This is a genomic window from Paenibacillus sp. NPDC058174, from assembly GCF_042883865.1.
In the GTDB taxonomy this organism is placed as follows: domain Bacteria; phylum Bacillota; class Bacilli; order Paenibacillales; family Paenibacillaceae; genus Pristimantibacillus.
This window is the reverse complement of record NZ_JBHVUY010000003.1, coordinates 92,983-112,871: the sequence shown is the minus strand read 5'-3', so window position 1 is coordinate 112,871 and position 19,889 is coordinate 92,983. Positions and strand designations below refer to the sequence as shown.

Annotated in this window: 17 protein-coding genes; 6 read left to right on the top strand and 11 right to left on the bottom strand. The window is 44.7% G+C overall.

Going from position 1 to position 19,889, the window contains the following annotated elements; genetic code table 11:
• Positions 1 to 38 precede the first annotated feature (38 nt).
• Entirely contained in the window at positions 39 to 980 is a 942-nt protein-coding gene (locus tag ACFVVF_RS16745) for a carbohydrate ABC transporter permease (protein ID WP_387811787.1), read from the bottom strand.
• Positions 981 to 1,015: 35 nt separating this feature from the next.
• Complete coding sequence (locus ACFVVF_RS16740) at positions 1,016 to 1,918, bottom strand: ABC transporter permease (RefSeq protein WP_387811784.1); 903 nt, start codon at positions 1,916 to 1,918, stop codon at positions 1,016 to 1,018.
• Positions 1,919 to 2,257: 339 nt separating this feature from the next.
• Between ACFVVF_RS16740 and ACFVVF_RS16735 the strand changes: the two genes are divergently transcribed.
• The 4 genes from ACFVVF_RS16735 to ACFVVF_RS16720 all read left to right on the top strand — a co-directional run bounded on the left by ACFVVF_RS16735 (position 2,258) and on the right by ACFVVF_RS16720 (position 6,667).
• Positions 2,258 to 3,841 (top strand): response regulator, encoded by a 1,584-nt coding sequence (locus ACFVVF_RS16735; RefSeq protein WP_387811781.1) that lies wholly within the window; start codon positions 2,258 to 2,260, stop codon positions 3,839 to 3,841.
• Positions 3,838 to 5,580 carry a sensor histidine kinase gene (locus tag ACFVVF_RS16730; RefSeq protein WP_387811778.1) on the top strand — a complete coding sequence of 581 codons (1,743 nt, stop codon included), beginning with the start codon at positions 3,838 to 3,840 and terminating at the stop codon, positions 5,578 to 5,580. Before ACFVVF_RS16735 ends, ACFVVF_RS16730 begins: the two co-directional genes overlap by 4 nt.
• 107 nt (positions 5,581 to 5,687) lie before the next feature.
• Positions 5,688 to 5,831: a hypothetical protein gene (locus ACFVVF_RS16725; protein ID WP_387811775.1), complete on the top strand. Its 144-nt coding sequence runs from the start codon at positions 5,688 to 5,690 to the stop codon at positions 5,829 to 5,831.
• Positions 5,832 to 6,292: 461 nt separating this feature from the next.
• Positions 6,293 to 6,667 (top strand): hypothetical protein, encoded by a 375-nt coding sequence (locus tag ACFVVF_RS16720; RefSeq protein ID WP_387811772.1) that lies wholly within the window; start codon positions 6,293 to 6,295, stop codon positions 6,665 to 6,667.
• A gap of 344 nt (positions 6,668 to 7,011) precedes the next feature.
• Here the strand turns inward: ACFVVF_RS16720 and ACFVVF_RS16715 are convergent, their stop codons facing one another.
• From ACFVVF_RS16715 to ACFVVF_RS16700, 4 genes are all read right to left on the bottom strand, one after another.
• Positions 7,012 to 9,378 (bottom strand): hypothetical protein, encoded by a 2,367-nt coding sequence (locus ACFVVF_RS16715; protein ID WP_387811769.1) that lies wholly within the window; start codon positions 9,376 to 9,378, stop codon positions 7,012 to 7,014.
• 667 nt (positions 9,379 to 10,045) lie between these two features.
• Entirely contained in the window at positions 10,046 to 10,510 is a 465-nt protein-coding gene (locus ACFVVF_RS16710; RefSeq protein ID WP_387811766.1) for a phage tail protein, read from the bottom strand.
• A gap of 26 nt (positions 10,511 to 10,536) precedes the next feature.
• Complete coding sequence (locus ACFVVF_RS16705; protein WP_387811763.1) at positions 10,537 to 11,016, bottom strand: GyrI-like domain-containing protein; 480 nt, start codon at positions 11,014 to 11,016, stop codon at positions 10,537 to 10,539.
• Positions 11,017 to 11,218: 202 nt separating this feature from the next.
• A complete protein-coding gene (locus ACFVVF_RS16700) occupies positions 11,219 to 11,641 on the bottom strand; it encodes a DoxX family protein (protein WP_387811760.1) in 423 nt (140 codons plus the stop codon).
• Between the two features lie 163 nt (positions 11,642 to 11,804).
• Here ACFVVF_RS16700 and ACFVVF_RS16695 point away from each other — a divergent pair, with 163 nt between their 5' ends.
• Both ACFVVF_RS16695 and ACFVVF_RS16690 read left to right on the top strand, forming a co-directional pair.
• Positions 11,805 to 12,773 carry a helix-turn-helix transcriptional regulator gene (locus tag ACFVVF_RS16695; RefSeq protein WP_387811757.1) on the top strand — a complete coding sequence of 323 codons (969 nt, stop codon included), beginning with the start codon at positions 11,805 to 11,807 and terminating at the stop codon, positions 12,771 to 12,773.
• 225 nt (positions 12,774 to 12,998) lie between these two features.
• Positions 12,999 to 13,148: an acyl-CoA thioesterase family protein gene (locus ACFVVF_RS16690; protein ID WP_387811754.1), complete on the top strand. Its 150-nt coding sequence runs from the start codon at positions 12,999 to 13,001 to the stop codon at positions 13,146 to 13,148.
• 137 nt (positions 13,149 to 13,285) lie between these two features.
• On the opposite strand, the gene ACFVVF_RS16685 is transcribed toward ACFVVF_RS16690, so the two are convergent.
• From ACFVVF_RS16685 to ACFVVF_RS16665, 5 genes are all read right to left on the bottom strand, one after another.
• A complete protein-coding gene (locus ACFVVF_RS16685) occupies positions 13,286 to 14,260 on the bottom strand; it encodes a formylglycine-generating enzyme family protein (protein WP_387811751.1) in 975 nt (324 codons plus the stop codon).
• A gap of 73 nt (positions 14,261 to 14,333) precedes the next feature.
• Positions 14,334 to 16,508 carry a LamG domain-containing protein gene (locus ACFVVF_RS16680; protein ID WP_387811748.1) on the bottom strand — a complete coding sequence of 725 codons (2,175 nt, stop codon included), beginning with the start codon at positions 16,506 to 16,508 and terminating at the stop codon, positions 14,334 to 14,336.
• A gap of 203 nt (positions 16,509 to 16,711) precedes the next feature.
• Positions 16,712 to 18,067 (bottom strand): sulfatase family protein, encoded by a 1,356-nt coding sequence (locus tag ACFVVF_RS16675; protein WP_387811745.1) that lies wholly within the window; start codon positions 18,065 to 18,067, stop codon positions 16,712 to 16,714.
• A 26-nt stretch (positions 18,068 to 18,093) separates the two neighbouring features.
• Positions 18,094 to 18,960, bottom strand: a complete 867-nt coding sequence (locus ACFVVF_RS16670) for a carbohydrate ABC transporter permease (RefSeq protein WP_387811742.1) — start codon at positions 18,958 to 18,960, stop codon at positions 18,094 to 18,096.
• The gene (locus ACFVVF_RS16665; RefSeq protein WP_387811739.1) at positions 18,957 to 19,847 is read right to left on the bottom strand and encodes a carbohydrate ABC transporter permease; all 891 of its coding nucleotides are present in this window, start codon (positions 19,845 to 19,847) and stop codon (positions 18,957 to 18,959) included. The genes ACFVVF_RS16670 and ACFVVF_RS16665 overlap by 4 nt, the downstream gene beginning before the upstream one ends.
• Positions 19,848 to 19,889: the final 42 nt, after the last annotated feature.

Below are 19,889 nucleotides of genomic sequence, written 5' to 3'. Positions count from 1 at the left end.
TTCGGGATAGGAGCGAAGCCACGGTTGATCGCTATCGCTTAACCTTTTACTGCCCCAATAAGCATTCCTTTCAGAAAGTACTTTTGCAGCAATGGATACATAAGAATAATCGGCAGTGTAGCGATCATCGTAACGGTCATACGGATACTCTCGCTGGATACCGGCATCTTGCGCTGTTCATTGGCAAGCTGCTGTGCCGCATTTAACATGTCATTGGTCTGAAACTGATTCAGAATTTTCACCAGAACAGCAGATAATGTTTTCAAATCAGGATTATAGGTGTAAATGTACGAATCATACCAAGCATTCCAATGACCAATGGCTGAGAATAAAGTGATCGTAGCCAGTACCGGAGTACACACAGGGATAATTACTTTCAGAAAAATCTGAATATCATTTGCGCCTTCTATCTGTGCCGCTTCCTCCATTTCCTTTGGCAAACCCTCCATGTAGGTGCGAACTAATATCATCCAAAATATACTCATAAGTCCGGGGAAGATAAAAACCCAGAAATTATCGATCAGATTCAAGCTGCGCACGACCATGTAAGTGGGAATCAATCCGCCGCTGAAATACATCGTGAATACGAAAAACAAATTAATTCCGCGCCAGCCTACAAGCTCTCTTTTGCTGAGTGCATAAGCCAGCATTGAAACGCAAGCCAGTGTAAGAGGTACCCCTATCACGGTTCGGCCAACCGTCACGACGATGGAATTCAGAATTTCTGCATCCTTCAACACGGTTTTGTAACTGTCCAAGCTGAAATCATATGGCCACAGCATGAATTGTCCATAAGCCGGGTCTGACGCATCATTCAGGGACAAGATGAAAATATGCCAGAACGGAAAAAAGGTAACGATGAACAATAGCAATAAAAATCCGTAAACGATCGTATTTCCCGTAATGGTTGCCAGCGTATAACGCTGTGACCACTTGCTTCTAGTGTCTGTCTTGTTATACCGTGCAACTTCATTGTCCATTTCTTACTCCTCCCCTCAGCCGCATGCCATAACTTTTAGAACAGATGGGTTTGGCCCATTTTTTTAGAAATATTGTTTACAGTTATGACCAGAATAAACGCTATTACGGATTTGAACATACTTACAGCAGCTGCATAAGAGAACATGCCATTCTGAATGCCATAACGGAACGCATAGGTATCAATTACATCAGAATAGGATCGGTTCAATGAATTGCCCAGTAAAAAATATTGATCAAACCCGGTATTCATCAAGTTGCCGATGTTCAGTATCAATAGAATGATAATGGTAGGCCGCAGCATCGGCAGCAAAACATGCCAGATTTGCTTCAAACGATTAGCGCCGTCCACTTTCGCAGCCTCAAATAACTCCGTTGGAATGGCGGCAATGGCGGCCAGATACATGATGGAATTGTAGCCCATATCCTTCCAAGCATTCGAAAGGGCTATAATGATCCAGAACATCTTGCCTTCCTGCATAAACAAAACACCTTGCTCTACAATTCCGATTTTCATCAGCAGCTGATTTACAGGTCCTTCAGCGGACAACAATGTAACAACGATACTTGCAGCTACTACCCATGAAATGAAAAATGGTAAATAGGAGGCTGTTTGTACCGTCCGCTTAAACCAGTTGATTCTTACTTCATTCAGCGTTATTGCAATAAAAATAGGAAGGACAAACCCTATCGACAGTGTCAACACACTGGAAACCAAAGTATTGCGCATCACTTGCCAAAAATCTTGTCCTGAAAAGAAATATTCAAACCACTGAAATCCTACAAAGTCCGCTTTAAAAAGCGAGCCCCAGAAGTCCCCTAAAGTCGGCTTATAGTCTACAAATGCCATGTACAAGCCAACCATTGGAGCGTAAGCAAACAATACAGCCCATACAACTCCCGGAATTAGAAGCAAATAAAAATATCGCTGTCGAACCATTTTTTTTATTATCGAATTTTTAAGAAAGGGCGCTTTCTCGTTGCTTCTATCCACCTCATATTCCATTCTCCCGCCTCCTCATGTCCGATTTATGATCATGAATTCATCATAGGGAATCTTGAATGGTATGGCTATATCACGATTTTCCGATTTCTATAACAAAAAAACGAACTTGCAAAATACCAAGGGTTTTGGTTAAAAAATATAAGAATTGAACGTAGATGGACGCCATCCGATCATCCATTCCTTGCAATTGACATTACCCGCATTCAAACTTATACTCTGTTCTAAGTAAGCGCTTACCTATAAGAAAAGGACAATAGCATGCGCGGAGGGTCTATGTACACTATAATTTTAGTCGATGACGAACGGCTCACTTTAGTCACTCTTGCTAATTATATAGATTGGGAGAAAATGTCCTGCCGAGTCATTGCCACTGCCAGCAACGGACGGGATGCCTTGCAACAAGTGGAATCCCTGCAACCGGATATTCTCATTACTGACGTTAAAATGCCTGTCATGGACGGCATTGAACTCTGTAAGCAAGTTCATACTCGATTCCCTAAAATTCAAATTGTTTTTCTAAGCGGATACAATGAATTTGATTATGCTTGTGCTGCACTGCAGCATGGTGCCTGCGGCTATTTGCTGAAGCCAATTGACCATGAAGAGCTGGCTGCCACTATGAGGACGGTTCGTCAACGGTGTGAAGAGCAGAAAAACCGACTCCACTCCACCTTATTAACGTCGGGGGAATACCTGCGTGAACTTCTTCAAATCGGGGGTAATCTGCTCTCTGGCTTAGCGGACGAGGTTACTGCGGTATACAACCACCATTTGCATCTTCCTGCGGATAACAAAACATTTTACTTTATATTTATCAGCATAAACGAATATACTCTGCTGGCAGAGCACCCTCTTGCATTCGATGCGCCTTCCGGTGATTTTTCTACGGTAGAACGATTAGAATTTTTCATCGCCGGGCTGCCCAGTTACTCCCGCGGTGTACTGACCAAATTGCGCGATGGCCAATGGATTTTCGCCACCAAGGAATCAGACCGTACCGTGTTTACGAATTGGCGGAATCAGTCTGCGAGTGCGCAACGCTGGCTATCTCTGTTCCTGACAGACCACCCGCAATCCTTGCTCTCCTTTACAGAAAAATGGCCAAAGCTCCTGCAAGCACACAACCAACTGGTTGCGATTCACGGCACAGGACTGATCCACGACAACTGGGAAAACATACACCCCGCATTGCGTAAGGAACCTTTTCCCAAAACAGAGCACTTGATTGCCGCCGTACAACAAAACCGCAGAGACCAAGTTGAAGAATGGCTCCATGACTTTTACGATGGCGGTCTGCCGCCCGGAAATATCAGTCAAGCTTTCGTAGAAAGCGTTTCCATTTTTGATGCAGTACGATCTGCACTTGCGGCTAATAACCGTCATTTGCAAGACATAATGAATAAAGATTCCAAGTTTTTCGGACGCCTTTCCCTGATGGAAAGCATGCAATCTATGAAAACACATATGCGGCAAATTCTGAGCCTTATAATGGACGAGTTGGAGGCATCACCTGTCGATCGGCATATCGAGATTGTCAACGAAGTATGTACGATCATCCAAAAAAACTATGAACAGGTTATTTCGATTGATATGCTGGCTGAACTTATCTTTCTGTCACCCAACTATCTCCGGACGATATTCAAAGATGTTACCGGAAAAACATTACTTGAGTATGTGACTGAGATCCGTATGGATAATGCTTGCCTCATGCTGCAGGAAACCAATATTAGAGTTCAGGAGATTGCCAAGCGAGTCGGCTATGACAGCCCCTCCTACTTTGGCGCTGTCTTTTTCAAACGTACGGGGCTCACCCCTAACCAATACCGTACACACGCGAAAAAGGGATCACGAGCATGAAGACATTGAAAAGGTTGTTCAACAATTCGTCTTTGCTGCAGAAATTATTGATCATGTTTCTTACCGTAACGATCACCCCTCTTATCTTCATTACGGTTTTCTTCTATGACCGAACGGAGCAGCGGTTGCTGGAATTGACCTATGAAAATATGTATAGCAGCAACCAGCAAATCAGCAGCAATGTAAAAGCTCATCTGGATAATCTTAACCAAATTTCATCTATGATTTATACAGATGAAACCTTACAAGCTTACCTTACGCAAACGTACACAAATGACTATTCTGTTTTCGAAGCCTACCGTTATATCGATGGACTTCTATACAGCTTGATGACTGCGAACAACAGCCTGGCCAGCATTACCCTTTATGTGCACAATACAACACTCCCCGAGGATGGTCTGTTTCTCAAACATATCACCCATGAAAATTTGCCGCTTCAGTATCTGTCTCAATTACAGCAAACCTACGGGAACAATATGTTCAGCAACGTCCTTCAGGACAAAAAAGGGAAAAACATTATTTATCTGGGGCGTACGCTCAACTTTAATACACAAAACCAGCCTTACGGCATGGTGACGATTGGTATCTATGAAGAATTGCTCTACAGGTTAATTGAAAAGGAAGAGCAAAACAAAAGCGTCTACTTACTCAATGAAAAAAATCAAATCATTTCAGCAACTGATAAATCGCTTTTAAATCTGTCCTTCAGCGAAGCCATCGGTCCCGACTTGTCCGCCGATAAAGAGGTTGTCACCATAAACGGAGAATCCAATTTGCTGGTGTACAATACCATGTATTATGGCTGGAAAACCGTTTCTCTCACCCCAATTGACGAAATCATGCGTTCATCTCGTCAAACCGCTATGCAAATTGTTGTGATCGCGATATTCAGTCTTGTCTTATCCATCTTAATGATTATTGTCATTGCCAAATATCTGTCGCTCCGTCTGCGTAAATTAAACCGTCAGGCAGCGCAAGTCGAGCTAGGAAATTTCACCCTCTTGCCCGCTGATCCCAGCAGAGATGAAATTGGTCAATTAAGCACCGCTTTCAACCAGATGAGCACACGGCTCAAGGATTTGATTGATAAGCTGTATGTAAAAGAGATAGCCAAGCGCGATGCGGAGCTTTATGCATGGCAAAGCCAGATCAATCCGCATTTTCTGTATAATACGCTATCGGGCATTTCCTCTCTGGCCATCCAAAAAGGCAATGTTGAAGTAAGCGAAATTGTGAACCGTCTCGCAAGATTCTATCAAACATCACTGAATATGGGACGTCAATATATTACGCTGGAGAAAGAAATCACCCTGACCAAACACTATTTTGCCATCCAGCATATGCGCTTTGACGATAGCTTCATGGAGCACTGGGAAGTTGACGAAAGCTTGTTAACCCATGAAACGTTAAAATTATTGCTGCAGCCTTTTGTGGAAAATGCCATTAATCACGCTATTTATGACAATCATACCTGTCTGAATATCACCATCCGTGTTTACCAATCCGTTCACGTTGGTTCTCCAGCGCTCATACTTGAAGTCGTAGATGACGGCTGCGGAATGTCTTCCAAGCAAGTAGAAACACTGTTGTCCTCAGAATCCAAAGCAGGGTATGGGATCAAAAATGTTCATGAACGTGTGCAGCTTGCTTACGGACAGAACTACGGTGTAACCATTCATAGTCAAGCTGGATTGGGCACAAAAATCACCGTTCTGCTGCCTTTGGAACAAGATGATTGAGTAAATAGAGATCGAGAAGAAAGGAATGAAAACAATGACGAAATTATCTTGTAGCGGTTCAAAATACGGAGAAAATCATGTGGAAGTATACCTCCGCTTTTGACGGGGTGAACAAGATATTTGTCCTTACTGGGCCCCAAGGTACGGGGAAATCGACGGTCATTCAAAGCTTGGCGGACAACCTGCTAGATAAAGACGTTCATGTGCAATACTTCCACTCCGTCCCGACGAACTGCATGGTATCACTTTAACGGAATTGAAGGTTGGCATTATCGATGGGCGGGTCTGTACGGGGATTTCGGATAGCGGGGCCGGTGAAATCTTCTATATCGACTTCAAGGAAGAGTTTGATAACAGTCTTCTTTTTGTTGCGAACGTCTTATACGTTTTTGAATAGGCGCTCTCGAGCTTGCATCTAAGATCTTCTATCGTTATGATATGTTCCGGTCGAGAACATGATTTCTCGAAGGCCGACCAGATTGCGCAGGAATTAATTCAAGAACTATACTCTGGTCATGAAAGCGATACGCCAGTCGCTTCGCGTCACTTGTTTTTCGGAGCTGCGACTCCGAGGGGAGCCTTTGATTTTATTCAAAGCTTGACCGCTGAGCTGGAAAGATGAATTTTTATCAAAGGCAGGGCGGGATCGGGCAAATCGACTCTGCTGAAAAAGCTTGCCTCCGCTGCCGAACAGAACGGAATCGAAGCTCAAGTGTTTCATTGCGGCTTTGATCTGAACAGTCTTGATATGCTGATATTCCCGAAGCTGGGGACAGCTATCTTCGACAGTACCGCCCCGCATGAATATTTTCCAGAGCGGGACGGGGATGAGATCCTGGATATGTATGAACTGGCTATAGCTCCTGGAACAGATGAAGCTCATGCTGCTGAAATAGCTGGTATTGAAGCACGCTATTCTGCAAAGATGAAGGAGGCCACCTCCTATCTAGCGGAAGCCGAAGCTATCGATTCTCAGATTAAGGCCTATTATGTTGCGGCCACGGATTTTTCGGTCGTGGAGAAAATTCAATTGCAATTAGAGTCAGAATTAGATGGATTGATTGGGTCCATTCAGTTTTTAAAATAAAGTTTCAGCTCGGAAGCGTTCTATTTCAGATAAACCTGAAAGAAGTACGAAGTCTTTACAGACCTCGTACTTCTTTTTTAGAAGCTACGTTTTCTATGACTTCTTTTATTTAACTTCTTATAAAGAGAGTATTTAGGCTTACGCGATACGGCATCATATTAGTAAGGGCCTTAGACGTTGATAAAAACACACGGTTTTCTTTAATTATAGGAAAGATAGGAAAGTTCGCTGTTACTTATAATATTGTTCTGCAAATCACTTTAACGGTGAATTATTTACATGATTTTCATTAGTCATACGCTACAGTTCCAACGTTCATTTCCTATTAGATCAAAGTATTTTAATTATTCAGTTCCAACTGCAGCTTCTTCCATACTGTGTATAATTGGCTCGATGTCAAACGACCCTTCTATATTTCTTATTCTTTTTTTAGGATAATTACTCCAAATATACTCATACTCAGATGGCTCCTTAAGCAAGAACCTGAGCATTTCATTAGAGTTATGAAGATGCAATTGTGTCATAATTATCAAAGAAGAATTAGAAAACGGGAGTTCCCTTGAAAGTTGAGTTTGGAAGTTAAGGCTTATTTCATTATCATCATGTGACCTGTATTTAAATACTTCTCTGCCAAAACTATCACTGTTCTTTTGATACACCGAATATACTGTTGGTATTATTCCGTAATGTTCCATTTTTTTTACAATTTTCTCAATTCCGTTACATGCGTACTGGATCTCATCAATTGTTGGAAAATCACTTCTTCGATGCTCAAGTCTATTTCTTACATTACATACTTTATATCGATCAAAATCACTTGTTATTTCTATTAAAAATTCTAGAATTAATGACAAATCATGTTTATCTAAATCAGCTATGAGGCGCGTATGTTCAAAAGGAAAAACATTAATATTAGATTTTTTATAGTAATCCGGTAAACGATTTGACTCTCGCTTGAAATCATTAATGTTGTTGAGTACCTCAGAGCAAATTTCAGATAATATTCTAAAACCTGATGTTAGTGGGTATAGGGTATTCTTCCCATCTGGATCATACGAAATCTTTTCTTGATGTCCATTTAGTAGATTAGCCATAGTTTTCCTTGCATCTACAGAATTAAATAGAAATTTTGTATCCCCGTAATGGTCAGACATTAAAACCCAAGTAATAAAAGTCAAACTAAGATCCAACGTTTGCTCCAGAGAAACAAAAAAATTTACTGCCGAGCTTCTTACCCTCTCATTCTCAACTTCAGTTTGTTTTGCGTTTATTTTAGATACTTCAATAAAATTAGATAACCTACTCCAAAAAAAAGAACTTACCTTTGGTGGTATATTTATATCAAAACCAATTTTCCATAAAATTTTATGTATTAGTTGATTCTCTTTTTCTGGATCTAAATCAAAATGACCAAATTTAAGAAACTCAACAGTTTTCTTAATGTAGCTTGGACTAGCTAAAATAAGGTTTTTGATTATTTCTATCGGATTATAATTAATTACATACTTATCCACCCTATCTTTAATACTATCGCCTTGAATATGCCTTATCTTCCAGTTTAGCTCATCTTCATCCTGATATAAATAAAAGATCAAATTTCTTAATCTGATCGTAGCTAACTTGCTATTGTGAGGTGAATATGCTCTAACACCCAAAAAAGAACATTGATTGTAAACATTATATGCGTTCCGTCTTGTATAATACGTAAACCTCGGTTCTCTTATTTCTGTTGCTGGAATAACTATTTGAGAATCACTAATGAGCCTTTCGAGTTCTTCTACGATCTCCTCGTTAGAGAAGTACATTAATAATTGTAGAATTTGATTTAACTGAAAGCCTTCACTTATTTGTTGGCCTGTTCCTTTATTAACATTTATCGCAGATAATACTTCACGTATACTTTTATTCTTGTTTATTAAATTAGCTAACAGAATTTGAAGCTCTACTACACTAAAAGCATTAACCAACAACATTGGAAGCTCAGCTAATTGCATGTCATCGAACCAGTCATACTGACCTAAATGTTCTGTAGCAACGTATTTTTCTATTTCTAAAAATTTATCGTTATGATTTCTTGATGTATAGATACGGTAATAGGCTTTTTGTATATTTGTTATATCACTCGTAAAATTTACATAGTGTACTTTTAAACAAGAGGGATTAGAACAGTGCCATAATGGAGCTTTTAATACAGGTGGAAGGAATCTCTTGCATTTAGACATAATTACTCCAAATGGACCTATAATACAGTCCTTCACTTGAAAAACTCCCATTGGAGTATATTTGAGTAGTTCTTTTGTCTCTGGCACATTCAATCTAGAAGGCTCAATTGTAAACTTCTCGAAAAAAATATCGTAAAGCGTTCTTTCATAAATCCATGGATATCGGACAATTCCCTTTTGGATTTCCTCACTAATTATTGAAATTAACAATTTATAGTCGATTTTTTCCACATCGATTAGCACTCCACTATCTGTCACTAATTTTAACATTAACGCTATTTTAATCTCTACAGGAGAGAATCCTTTGCCGTTAGATAACTCTTTTAAATATTTTTCCCCTAATGATGTTAGAGTAATTGCATCTAAAAAAGTATCACTCGGTATATAACTTGAATCATATAGAGAATTTTTGAGTAATTGACTAATAGCAAAATAAATACTAAATTTATTTTCTCTAATCTCAGTATAATGAGTTTCAACATTACTCATATAAATCAACCTCCTACTAAAGTGGTGATATTATATAATAATACTACTTTAATAGGAGGTTGTCCTGCATTATTACATTTTTTTATTATTCCGATTTAAGAACTATGATTAATCCTTATACTCCTTAACATGTATATATAGGTTATTAAAATCATATCTGTAAGTTAGGTTTTATGATTCCAATCCTAATTTCTTTTAGATGGTCTGTCGTCTGTAGTAACATGTATTCGTACTAAAGCATGCTTCTTCATTGAAAGTGTTGTAGTTTATTAAAAAATTTAATAGTAATTAGACTGTATTAAAACGAAAGCTACAATTATTGTTAGTTGTCACCTTAATTCATACTCTAACTTATTACTGGTTAATTTTCACTACAACATACTCTATGGACAAAGTTTATAACTTAAGAGTGCAACCCAACCTTTGCTAATCAAAAGGAATTACATCCTCTGAAATCAAGGTCTCAAAGACTCTACAATTCTCAAGTTTTAAAACACCAATACTCTCAATCCATACCCACAACTAGATTCTTAACGTCACTTGTGATAAGACTCCCCTTAACAAAATCTATTGGCGAAAAAAATGGCGGCCCAATGGCCGCCAAGCGTTATTATTATATTTTACTTGCTGCAAGCCGATTCTTTGTCTCGGTGGCTTGGGGCTTGCATCAATACTCCCCTTTAATCACAAAGAACGAGCCTCGGATGGTCCCTGCCAGCTTGGACTTCTGTCTTGCGAATTTGAATTTCTCTTCCAGCTCCTTAGGTACCTCCATCCCCTCAGATAGCTTAAACCCTACGGCCCGCTTCTTAGGATCATCCACCGTATATAAGACGTTGACCGCTAGACCATCATCATAAAAGACGAAGGCCCATTTGATATTCTCCACTTGAAAAAGAGATGTTTCCAGCGGTCGAGCTGCAAACTCAATACCACGTTCTTCTTTCAACACCCGTCTCACATAATCAAGCGTCTCCTGGCTTTCGCCGGCTGGCACGGTCGTAAATTCATGCTTGTATTTGTTCATGAAGTAACGGGCTTCGTTCGCGCGAAGACCAGCCAGCGCTTCTGCTACCGGCGAAGATTCCAGACCAGCCACAGAAACATTTTTAAAGTCAACGATCGTGGACATTTCCTCATTCCTCCTACTGATTTCGTTTACTTCTCTACAACTGGAATCCACATTTCCCCGTATACGAGGCTATCCCGCTGCCCCATCTCAACCGTTGCATTGGGCCCGCCAACATAGGCGTAATTATCGGCTGCTGGCAACACTTGACCAAAGGCAATGCCAGTAAGCATGCTGCTGAGCTCATCAGCCGACTTCCCCTCGCCTTTAACAACGAGGTATTGTCCCTTAGGAAATTGGATCACTCTGTGTTCTTCCGGTACCGAAGAATCTGTCATCACGCCAGCGTAATACATCATCTTGTGGTTGACGGCTTCATTCACGGCAAAAATATAATCGTTCGCAGCAATCGCTTTTAACGCTTCAAGCCTTCCATCCTGTTCAACTGACCGCCAAAAGCTTTCCTTCTCCTTATTGATGCCAGCATAATCCGTGTAATCGCTTTTCAGCTCAGTTCCAATACCCAGAACGATAAAGCTTTCTTTTTCCTCAAAGGTATACGTTGCCATAATTCCAGCTCCTTTTTTGAATGTATTCATTAATTTGTTTATCCACTTGATAGGTTTATCATAAGCCTCAATCATGTCAAAATATGATACTGTTTAACATTCAGCCAATTATTCACTCCTACAGCTCCCTACCTAAATAGTAGTGTCTTTGACAGGGAAAGTCTATCGGATTCAGGATGGACTTGCGTTGATGTCACTTCCATTAGAGTCTGCGGCTTTTCGGGCGGAGCGCCCAGGAGGCGATGCCAAGCGCAGCATAGAAAAGCGGAAGAATAACATGGAATCCGCCATCCCCATAATCATGAGCGAACACATGAGATAAGGCTGCACCTGTCATTAGAAAAAAGATACCGCTATAAGCCCATTCCTTAAGCCGAGGGAAGCCTGGCATGACGATCGCAATGACTCCAAGCAATTTCCAAGTCCCGAGAATGTTCGTGATATATAAAGGGAATCCAATATCGGTCACCAGATCGACATTGCCGCCATATCGCATCAATTGCCCGATCCCGCTTAATGCAATAGAGAATGCGAGAATGCTGGTGACGATCCAATAAGCTGCCGTCCTTCCGATAGGACGGGATTCAACCTTCACGATTTTTTCATTATCGGTAACTATACTCATTCCAATTCCTCCTTTGATCTCCCTATGTGCTTCCGGTACCGATGCTTCTGTTCTGACGCTGCCATCTTCCCAGCTCCTTTATTGATTTGATCTTGTGTTTTCACTTGATGGGTTTATAATAACGATAAATCATGTCAAAATATGATACTGTTTAGAGGTCCCGATGAAAAAAGTAGAACGGATTAACATCATCATGCGGTACATTAACAACCGCGCCCATTTTACCATTTCGGAAATCATGCATGAGTTTAACATCTCCCGTTCGACAGCGATTCGGGACATTAGGGAAATTGAAGCAATGGGAATGCCTCTGGTCGCCGAAGTCGGGAGGGACGGGGGCTACTTTGTGATGAACAACTCTGTCCTGCCCACGGTCCGCTTTACCGATAATGAGCTTAAAGCTCTTTTTATCGCCTTCATGGCCACACGCAATCTGCAGCTCCCTTACCTCAAGAGCCGCCACTCTTTAGCGGAAAAATTGCTCGGTCTCATCTCTCAAAACCAGCAAGATGATCTTGTTCTGTTAAATCAAATCCTGCTCTTCGAAGGTACCAACCCCCACAATCCTGACTTGCTGGATCTATCCGATCTGCCCCATCCGATGTTAGAACAACTCATTCAGATCCTTCTTGAAGACTGCTACTTAGTGGTTTCTGTCGAAGAAGGAAGAGAAATAAAGACCTATCCCTTCTATCTCATGCGCCTATATCGTGAAAAAAGCTCTTGGCAAATTGAAGGCTTCAGCCTAGAGGAAGAGAAACGGCGGATTATCCCTGTCAACAATCTCACCGATGTCAGACCATACTCGGGGAAAAAAAGAATAAGTAAGAAGAAGATTGCAGAACAACTAAAGAAACAGGAAGAAGCAATCAACCTGGTCCTCGAACTTGGTCCCAAGGCAATTGCTCAGTTCAAAAAGTACCATCCTTTAAAGATTACAATTTCATATACGAATCCTTATCAAACAACGGCTATTCTAAAGACGTTTATCAATGTTCATCATTCCGATGAATTGAACGAAATTACAAATTGGCTGCTTTTCTTAGGTGGAGATATCAAGGTCAGGGAAATTCCGAAAGAAGTTATGGAGGGATTTCAGGGGAGAATGGATGGGTTGGGAACAAGGAACTGACCTAGCTGCCGGCTGTGAAGCTTATTGCAGATATAGCGAACGTATAGTTTCATTTTTTCAAAGATGACATTTCCGCACCCCACGAGGTTAAGGGCGATTATTAACGCACTGGATAACGAAATGCAGTTTGTTAGTCTGACAACTCTATTGCCATACTGGGCTCAGCCGATTGTTAAGAGGCAAATCCAATAGATGCCGCTTCGAGTCCCCCCAGGTTTGTCTCCTGTGCACGGATTTAAGCTTAGAGCTGGAGCAGCTTATATGTACGACCAGGGCGAACTATGTTCCGAATCGTTAGTAACGAGTGCAGCAACGGACCCGGCGACGCGAAAAAGCCGTCCGGTGCCGGACGAGCTTCGTCATATTTTCGGCTAGATCCAGCTAACGCAAAAAGCTTTTCAAGACGAGCCACGTTGCTGGTCCATTTCGGAAAGCTTTTTGCGTTCAATAAGTGATCTTCCCAAATAGATCGAAATTTCCAAATCATAATTTTCGGTAGTTCCTTGGAACTTTTATGCATCCATTGCGACGCGAAAGCCACAATGACCGCTTGAGCTGTCCGGTGTATTCGAACTTCGAGCAGCAACCCTGTAGCGATTACAGTAGGAACGATGACAAAGGTAAGATCCTCCTCTCATCGATTTATGTCCTGTATCGATGTTAAATATCGGATTCACATTTTGCGTCTGTTGGTGATAAACCGGGCTGAACCAGTCTGCGCACCACTCCCATACGTTTCCTGCCATCTGATATAAACCATAGCCATTCGGTTCGAATGTATGAACCGGAGCCGTGTCGATATAACCGTCGCTTGCATGGTTTTTAACAGGAAACATTCCTTGCCAAATGTTGCACATGTGCTGGTCGTCAAGCTTCAGCTTGTCTCCCCACGGGTATCTTTTCCCTTTCAGTCCACCACGTGCTGCGTATTCCCACTCCGCTTCGCTTGGCAGCCTTGTCCCTGACCATTTGCAGAACGCTATTGCATCATTCCAAGTGACATGAACGACCGGATGATCTATTCGATCGGTGATGCCACTCTCTATTCCTTCCGGCCTTCTCCAATTTGCTCCTTCTACCGCCAACCACCAGGGCGCCTGTTGCGAGGAACCCTTCACTTTGCTCCTTGTCTCTTCGGGCACCAGAAGATGAAATACATAAGACCAACCGAATTTCTCCGCTTCCGTTATGTAACCCGTAGCCTCAACAAAAGCTTTATATTGCGCATTTGTGACTGTATAAGCCGAAATGTAATACGGATTAATCTCAATCTTTCGAGCTGGCCCTTCCCCATCGTCCAGAAAGCCTTCCGAGTCATTCGTTCCCATCTCGAACGCACCGCCTGTTAAACTTACCCAGTCAAATCGAAGACTAGACGGAGCACCGAGAGTGCATGGAGTCGCAACCGGTTCTGCTGCTTGTATAAGTTTATCATTCGTATGCTGTCTGCTCACCGAGCAGCATGCTTTGGGAATTGGACGGTTCATCTTTATCTCTCCTGTCGCAGTATTCAAATATGCAAAAGTTCCCTGGCCGTACTAACGGACAGGGAGCTTAAACTTAACTGTTGTATAGCAAATACACTTGGGCGCTGTTCAGCGCAGTATTGTATAGCTGGAAATCATCTACGCTGCCGTTCCAATAGTCGTTGGCATCGGTAGGCGATTTATGGGCCCCGATGCGGAACGGGGACGTATGCGATTCGATGGTGCGTGTTGCCGATCCGACCGGTTGTCCATTCACATAAAGCGTGACGGCTCCGCCCCGATTTACAACCGCTACATGCGTCCATTCTCCTGTAGGAATCGTCTCAGATGAGAGCAATGAGCTTCCGCCAAGAAAAGTACCGAGTTGGCCGGTCGAAGTTACTCGGTATAGTAATGAGCGCCCCAAAACGCCCTCCTGTTGAAAAATAACTTGGTTAACACCAGCCGCAGTATCCAGCTTGACCCATCCCGCAACGGTAAAATTGCCTGAGCCCGGATTCAGTACGGCCGGTACGCTCACGTAATCGCCACTGCCGTTCAGCTTGAGCGAACCGCCGATTTTGCCGTTGTTGTTCCAGACCGGGTTGCCTATCAAACAGCCGTTATTCGTACCTGCTGCATCAGCGGCCGTGACTCCTGTTCCGTCATCGAGCTTGAAATGAGCAAGCGGACTAGCGATTGCAGGCGCAAGGCCTGGCCCTTGATAAGCTCCGATATTCGGCGCTGTCGCAGAAGAAACAGCATTACCAAAATAATCTCGGCCTCCGTTTGCAGGGATCACAGCCCCTGCATTCAGTGCCGCAGAGCCGGCCCCCAGCTTGTAACCTGCCTGGTCGAGACTGCCGGGGCCGTTCAGCCAAGGGTCAGCGGTTACCGTATTAGTCGCCCATGCTGGAACCGGCACGCCGAAAAACGCGTTATTGTCGATTACGAAATTCAAATCGTCCAGTGTCCATGTAACCTGACCGCCACCCTCTTTGTAAATGAGGTTGTTCCGGAACTGAATCGCCTGCCGCTGATTCGTCGTCTCTTGATAAATAACGGGCGCAAGGCCGGAACCTATATACATTGTATTATTGTAAATATGGCTTGAAACCACCTCGCCGCCGCAGCTTTGGAACATACGCGCCCCGTCGTTGACCGAAATATTGTATCGGATCACGAAGTTGACCGCCTTACTGTTTCCCTGGGCGCAAATCAGAAAAAATCCGCCTTCGTTTCCATGGGAATAGTTGTATTGGAATGTGACGTTGCTTGTAGAATGATCGACGTCGTATGCCATACCATCCTTAGTCGTTTTGCCGCCGGACGTGTCGTTGAATTGAAAGGTGACATTGTTTGCGTTCGCCGTCCACATGCCTGCGTTCGGCGAGTCGGATCGCATATTGAAACCGGTTAAGGTGTTGGATTCGACCAGCGCCCCGTCAACCGTCATTGGTGCAATTCCGTCTCCGCCGATATCCGAGAGCGTATTGCCGCTTATGTAGAGGTCGGTCATCGGCTTCCACGACCCGTTGCACAAACTCCCCCAAAACTCTACCAGTCCCGGTCGTTGGCAATAATTAGACCAAACGTATATCCCTTGACGGTCTACGCTTGCAATCTGATTGTTCAACACTTGCAACTGATGAAAAGCGGTCGGCACCGCTGTGCCAAGCACCTCAATAACGATGCCGCCTGAAGCGTTCGCGTATTTGCCTGTACCGTGATAGTTGCCGCTTACTGTTGAAGGCATGTAGCCGCGGACGTCGTGAATATATAAGTTTCGCAACGTAATGCCGTACAAGTCGCCTGCGTTTTCGCCAAGAACGTGTACCCCCCGTCTAGCCGTCTTGTTATCGCCGGAAGCTGTCAGTTCGAGGTCGCTTAACTCTATATATTGCAAATTACGCAGCAAAACAGCGTCGGTCTGACCATTCGCGTTAATAACGGGTCTTGCCAAGCCCGAACCGTAGGCGGCAATCGTGACAGGTGCGGCGAAACTCCCGCTTCCTACCGGCGCAAAAGTGCCGGAGCAGATCGACCCGCGTTTGAACAGAACGGAATCACCGGGGGTTAGCTGAACCGCGTTAATTGCGGCCAAATTGTGAAATGGAGCGGCCTCCGTTCCCGCGCCGGCTTTCTCAGCGGCACAATCCACATAATAGGAAATGCCCGCCGCGAAAACGGAAGGTACGCGCTCTATCGGGCCAAAGACGGGAATTAACAACGCTAATAGAACTAGCAATCGGACTAGTTGACGAATCATTTTGGAAACAGCTCCTTCGTTCAGTGTAGGTTTAATCGCACTGCGCCCTCTGGCAAGAAAAGCAAGGGAATTGTACCGCAGCTGCGGGCTTCACCGGCAGGTAGCGGAAGTCGCGCCCGTCACGGAAGGAGACCAGTACTGGTAATCAAGATCAAGCGATGTGAGAAGCGATCCGGCAAGAAAGGCAGCGGCCCTTTCCGTTGTCAGCTCCTCGCTTCCTGCAACGAAACATGACGCTGGCCTCCCGGCACGGCCGGCGCCGGCCGGATGATCGGCACGCTCTCCCCTGCAGCCGCCATGCGGTGCTGCAGACGGGCTTGCAGGATATCCGCAGCCTCTCGATGAGAGTCCAGACCAACCAGGTTCGTTAGTTCATACGGATCAGCATCAAGGTCGTACAAATAAGCCTCGATATATTCCTCCGAGCCGGCCTGAGTGCTGCCATCCTTGCCCTCGGCGACAATACAATATTTCCATTTTCGCGTGCGGATCGCTCGAGCGATGCTGCTTTCGCTGATTTGCACGAATACCTCCTCCTGCCAAGGCTGAGAAGAGTCGGCGCCGTTCAAGAGCGGCATTATCGAGTTCCCTTGCATTTGGGCAGGCACCTTTATTCCTGCGGCATCCAGCAGTGTAGGCGGCAGGTCGATCAGACTGACAAGCTGCCTCAGCTTGCGGCCTTCGCTAAATCCAGGGCCGCTAAAAGCTGTAGGCACGCGAATCGAGCTGTCATGGCAAGAACGTTTGTATTCCTCGTTCCGCGTCTTGAAATGATTGCCGTGATCAGAGGTAAACAGTACAATTGTTTGCTCGTCCAGCTCCAAGCTTTTAAGAGCGTCGAGCACCCGGCCGAGCGCTTCGTCCAGCCGTTTAACCATGCCATAGTAACCGCCGATATGCTGATGGACGGTGCCTCCTAGTGCGGCGAGGTCGGGCGGAATCCAGCGGCCGCCATATTGCTCGCGGTAGCCAACTGGAGCCGGATAGTCGTCAATATGATTCTGATGATGAGGCTCCAAATACGATACAAACAGAAAGAATGGATTTTCCCGATGGTTGTCGATGTATCGGATCGCAGCATCGGTAAGCGCATCAACCCGGTATCCCGGCAGCCGCACCGGATTGCTGTCATTATCGTACATAACCGTTCGGTAGCTGTCTGACGAAAACTCGAGCACATTCGAGGCAAGCCAATAATCATAGCCACCACGTTTGGCCGCAGGCACCGGCTCCTCGTCTGCCAGATGCCATTTCCCAATATAGCCGGTCTGATAACCAGCCTGCCCGAAATATTGTCCGAGCGTCCCTAAATGCTCCGGCAATGGAATACCGTTTTTGTAGCAGCCTGATGTAGTGCCGTAAACTCCGGTTTGCAGGCTGGAGCGCGCTGGACCGCATACGGGCTGGCAAGTGAAGGAATGCTCCAAATGCGTACCGTATGCAGCCATTCGGTCGAAATTAGGCGTCAGCCCCAGTGGATTGCCATGAATGCCCGTGGTGTCCCAGCGTTGTTGATCGGTGAAAAAAACGAGGACATTCGGTTTGCTGACGGTTGTCATACTTCTTCTCCTTTCATGCCTTTTGCTTATTCCTTAACTCCTCCTGCGGTTAAACCTTCCACCATATACCGTTGCAAAAATAGAAACAATACGAGCAGCGGGGCTGTAGCCGTGACAGCTGCTGCAGCCGCCCCGGACCAGTTGGTGCTTAATTCGCCAAGGAAGGTAAGAGACAACCCCGGACTGAGAGTCCGCATATTGAGATCACGAACAAGCGTCATGCCAAACAGAAAATCGTCCCACGCGACGAGAAAACAATAGATTGTTACCGCCATGATCCCTGGCTTGGTCAATGGCAAAACGATATGGATAAGCGCCTTTACGCGTGTCGCGCCGTCGACCTCCGCGGCCTCTTCCAGTTCGCCGGCGATTCCGTCCATGAAAGTTTTCATCATCATAATAGAGAAAGGCAGCGCTGTCGTTGTTGCGGCTAACATCAACGCAAGCAGTGTGTTGAGTAAATGAAGCTTGCTGTAAAGCGTGTACAGCCCGATCAATAACGTCACGGCGGGGAACATTTGCGACGATAGAAAAAAAACGAGAAGTAGACGGCTGCCCCGGAACCGGAAGCGCGAGAGGCCGTATCCGGCGAGAATCGAAACGGCAATTGAAAGCGCTGTTGATCCGGCCGCGACAATCGCGGTGTTTTTGTAAAAAGTAAGAAAGTTCGCCGAGAGCAGGACATCCTTATAGCTTTGCATCGTCAGCTTGAACGGTACCCATTGGGGTGGAAACTGAAACAGATCGCCGTTCGTTTGCAGTGAGACCGATACCAGCCAGTAAACCGGAAATAGAAACAACGAGAGAATAACCGCAAGCAGGACATAAACACCGATATTGCTCCGGTGCAGCGGATGACGTCGAACAGCGGGAAGCCGATATGCGCCCTTCATGACATACTCCGATTCGCCACACGGTTAAGTGGAACAGCGATGAGCAGCAGCAACAGCATCCATATTACCCCGATTGCCGAGCCCTTACCTAGATCGTAGGACTGGAACGCCGTTTCGTACGTGTAAATGGCCAATGATTGAGTCGCGTCCGCCGGTCCGCCTCCGGTAAGAGCATAAAATAACGTGAACATTTGAAAGTTAGCAACGACCATCAACAGCGTCACATTAGCGAGTACAGGTTTCAAAGCGGGAAGAGTAATATACAAAAATGTTTTCAATTTGCTTGCACCGTCAATTGTTGCAGCTTCGTACCAGTCGCGCGGAACGCCCTGCAGCCCGGCAAGCGTCATGACGGCAGCCAGCGGCGTCTGGCGCCAAATCGCAACGCCCATAATGCCATACAGCGCCAAGTTTAAATCATTCAGAACGTTCAGCTTTTTGTCCGTTAATCCGCTCTGGATAAGCAGGCCATTCAAAACTCCATAATCAGCCTGATAAATCAGTAGGAAGACAAGCGCTGCGACAAGCGTTGGGATCGCCCACGGGATGAGCAAAATGCTGCGGAAGAACGCCCGAAATCGGATACGGCTGTTCAGCAGCAAAGCGCTCGCGAGTCCAAGAACAATCACAATGCCGACAGTGCATGCAACATACCGAAGCGTAATGGAGAGCGCATGATAAAATTCTTGTCCCGACAGCAACGCCTTATAATTGGCCAGACCGACAAAGGGCTGTTCAGCCGACAGCAACGAAGCGCCCCGGAAGCTCGTCGAAATGGAACGAGCCAACGGGATTAGAATCGTCACAGACAACAGCAGGGTCGCGGGCGCGACAAGCAGCATGCCGAACGCCTGATTTTTAAGGGTGCGAGACCATTTGATTGACATAGCTTGCCTCCCCCCTTAGCTTATAAATGTTTAAAATAAAGG

Excerpts from the sequence above, each read along its gene's own strand:
- ACFVVF_RS16745 (WP_387811787.1), bottom strand. The coding sequence starts at position 980 with ATGGACAATGAAGTTGCACGGTATAACAAGACAGACACTAGAAGCAAG.
- ACFVVF_RS16740 (WP_387811784.1), bottom strand. The coding sequence starts at position 1,918 with ATGGTTCGACAGCGATATTTTTATTTGCTTCTAATTCCGGGAGTTGTA.
- ACFVVF_RS16735 (WP_387811781.1), top strand. The coding sequence starts at position 2,258 with ATGTACACTATAATTTTAGTCGATGACGAACGGCTCACTTTAGTCACT.
- ACFVVF_RS16730 (WP_387811778.1), top strand. The coding sequence starts at position 3,838 with ATGAAGACATTGAAAAGGTTGTTCAACAATTCGTCTTTGCTGCAGAAA.
- ACFVVF_RS16715 (WP_387811769.1), bottom strand. The coding sequence starts at position 9,378 with ATGAGTAATGTTGAAACTCATTATACTGAGATTAGAGAAAATAAATTT.
- ACFVVF_RS16710 (WP_387811766.1), bottom strand. The coding sequence starts at position 10,510 with ATGTCCACGATCGTTGACTTTAAAAATGTTTCTGTGGCTGGTCTGGAA.
- ACFVVF_RS16705 (WP_387811763.1), bottom strand. The coding sequence starts at position 11,016 with ATGGCAACGTATACCTTTGAGGAAAAAGAAAGCTTTATCGTTCTGGGT.
- ACFVVF_RS16700 (WP_387811760.1), bottom strand. The coding sequence starts at position 11,641 with ATGAGTATAGTTACCGATAATGAAAAAATCGTGAAGGTTGAATCCCGT.
- ACFVVF_RS16695 (WP_387811757.1), top strand. The coding sequence starts at position 11,805 with ATGAAAAAAGTAGAACGGATTAACATCATCATGCGGTACATTAACAAC.
- ACFVVF_RS16685 (WP_387811751.1), bottom strand. The coding sequence starts at position 14,260 with ATGAACCGTCCAATTCCCAAAGCATGCTGCTCGGTGAGCAGACAGCAT.
- ACFVVF_RS16680 (WP_387811748.1), bottom strand. The coding sequence starts at position 16,508 with ATGATTCGTCAACTAGTCCGATTGCTAGTTCTATTAGCGTTGTTAATT.
- ACFVVF_RS16675 (WP_387811745.1), bottom strand. The coding sequence starts at position 18,067 with ATGACAACCGTCAGCAAACCGAATGTCCTCGTTTTTTTCACCGATCAA.
- ACFVVF_RS16670 (WP_387811742.1), bottom strand. The coding sequence starts at position 18,960 with ATGAAGGGCGCATATCGGCTTCCCGCTGTTCGACGTCATCCGCTGCAC.
- ACFVVF_RS16665 (WP_387811739.1), bottom strand. The coding sequence starts at position 19,847 with ATGTCAATCAAATGGTCTCGCACCCTTAAAAATCAGGCGTTCGGCATG.